The sequence below is a fragment of the Streptomyces cahuitamycinicus genome, assembly GCF_002891435.1.
Lineage (GTDB): Bacteria > Actinomycetota > Actinomycetes > Streptomycetales > Streptomycetaceae > Streptomyces > Streptomyces cahuitamycinicus.
Genome location: NZ_POUC01000738.1, coordinates 1 through 2,264 on the forward strand (window position 1 = coordinate 1; position 2,264 = coordinate 2,264).

General features: G+C 72.6%; 2 protein-coding genes and 1 pseudogene. All 3 read right to left on the reverse strand.

Going from position 1 to position 2,264, the window contains the following annotated elements:
• Positions 1-351 (reverse strand): annotated as a pseudogene (locus tag C1J00_RS42285) (hypothetical protein); the annotation flags it as partial.
• A gap of 101 nt (positions 352-452) precedes the next feature.
• Positions 453-1,250, reverse strand: coding sequence for a type III pantothenate kinase (locus C1J00_RS42290; RefSeq protein WP_102914102.1), 798 nt, complete (start codon positions 1,248-1,250; stop codon positions 453-455).
• A 14-nt stretch (positions 1,251-1,264) separates the two neighbouring features.
• Positions 1,265-2,239 carry a carboxylating nicotinate-nucleotide diphosphorylase gene (gene nadC, locus C1J00_RS42295; protein ID WP_102914103.1) on the reverse strand — a complete coding sequence of 325 codons (975 nt, stop codon included), beginning with the start codon at positions 2,237-2,239 and terminating at the stop codon, positions 1,265-1,267.
• Between the last annotated feature and the right edge of the window lie 25 nt (positions 2,240-2,264).

A 2,264-nucleotide genomic window follows, 5' to 3' on the forward strand; every position in this document is an offset into this window, starting at 1 on the left:
GTCCAGGAGGGCCGCGGCGGCGGGGTTGCCGCGCAGGGCGCGCAGGGCGGCGAGGTCGTCGGGCAGGGGGCGGTAGCCGGCACCCAGCGCCTCGTCCAGGAGGGCGAGGTAGCCGGCGGCGGTGCCGGGGAGGGCGGCGCGATACCGGCCCAGGTCGGCCACCAGGAAGGCGCGCAGCCTGGCCCCCTCCCGCAGCGCCTCGTCGAGCGACTCTGCGAGACGGAGACAGTCCTGGACGTCGTCGGCCGAGGCGGGGGTCGGGTGGAGGGCGAGGGCGAGAGCGCGTCGGAGCACACGCAGCTCCTCCGCGCCGAACGCCATGCCGCCGCGGGATCCGTATGGCGTGGGCATGCGGCGACGATACGCGCTAATCAGACAAATCTCACATAGGGGGCGGGTGTGGCGTGTGGGACCACTCGTCCCGCCCAGAGCACCCGCCCCCCGGCGGCACCTCACATGCGCGACACGTTCCGCTCGTAGACCAGCCGCAGCCCGATCAGCGTCAGCCACGGTTCGTGCTCGTCGATCACCGACGATTCGCCCAGGACCATCGGGGCCAGACCGCCCGTCGCGATGACGGTGACGTCGTCGGTGTTCTGTGACAGCTCGCGGGCCATGCGGTTGACCACGCCGTCGACCTGGCCGGCGAAGCCGTAGATGATGCCCGACTGCATCGCCTCGACCGTGTTCTTGCCGATGACGCTGCGCGGCCGGGCCACCTCGATCTTGCGGAGCTGGGCGCCGCGGACGCCGAGCGCCTCGACGGAGATCTCGATGCCGGGGGCGATGACCCCGCCGACGTACTCGCCGCGCGCGCTGACCGCGTCGAACGTCGTCGCCGTGCCGAAGTCGACGACGATCGCGGGACCGCCGTAGAGCTCGACCGCGGCGACCGCGTTGATGATGCGGTCCGCGCCGACCTCCTTGGGGTTGTCGGTCAGGATCGGGACGCCCGTCTTGACGCCCGGTTCGACGAGGACCGCCGGCACGTCGCCGTAGTAGCGGCGCGTCACCTCGCGGAGTTCGTGCAGGACCGAGGGGACGGTGGCGCAGATGGCGATGCCGTCGATGCCGTCGCCCAGCTCGTCGCCGAGGAGCGGGTGCATGCCCATCAGGCCCTGGAGGAGGACCGCCAGCTCGTCGGCCGTGCGGCGCGCGTCCGTGGAGATGCGCCAGTGTTCGACGATCTCGTCGCCGTCGAACAGGCCGAGGACGGTGTGGGTGTTTCCTACGTCGATCGTCAGCAGCATGACCCGTACCCGCCCTACTCGGCCGGCCGCAGATCCAGGCCGATGTCCAGGATCGGCGAGGAGTGGGTGAGGGCCCCGACGGCCAGGTAGTCGACGCCGGTGTCCGCGTAGGCCTTGGCGGTGTCGAGGGTGAGGCGGCCCGAGGCCTCCAGGGCGGCGCGGCCCTGGACGACGGCGACGGCCTCCGCGCACTCCCCCGGCGTGAAGTTGTCCAGCAGGATCAGGTCCGCGCCGGCGTCCAGGACCTCGCGGAGCTGGTGCAGGGTGTCGACCTCGACCTCGATGGGGACGTCGGGGAAGCGTTCGCGGACCGCCCGGAAGGCCTCGGCGACGCCGCCCGCCGCGACCACGTGGTTGTCCTTCACGAGCGCCGCGTCGGAGAGGGACATGCGGTGGTTGACGCCGCCGCCGCAGCGGACCGCGTACTTTTCGAGGCCGCGCAGGCCGGGCGTCGTCTTACGGGTGTCGCGGACCTTGGCCTTGGTCCCGTCGAGTACGTCCGCCCACGCGCGCGTGGCCGTCGCGATGCCCGACAGGCGGCACAGGATGTTCAGCGCGCTGCGCTCGGCCGTGAGGAGGTCGCGGGTGCGGGTGGTGACGGAGAGGAGCTTCTGTCCCGCTTCGACGCGGTCGCCGTCCTCCGCGTGGCGCTCGATCTCGAGCTCCTCCTCGCAGACCACCGAGATGACCGCCTCGGCGATGCGCAGGCCGGCCACCGTGCCCGCCTCGCGGGCGGTGAAGTCGGCCGTGGCCACCGCATCCTCGGGGATGGTCGCCACCGTCGTCACGTCCACGCCGTGGGCCAGGTCCTCCTGGAGGGCGACGTTGGCGATGTCCTCCACCTCGACGGGGTCGAGGCCGGCCTCGGCCAGGAGCTGGGCGAGTGCGGGGTCCAGGCCGCACTCCAGGTATGCCTCGTCGCCCGCGCCGCAGGCGCAGCCGTCGCCGCAGCCTCCGGAGGAGGCGAGGGGAAGGTCGGGGGTGCTCACGTCGGTCACTGCTCCTGGGGGGCCT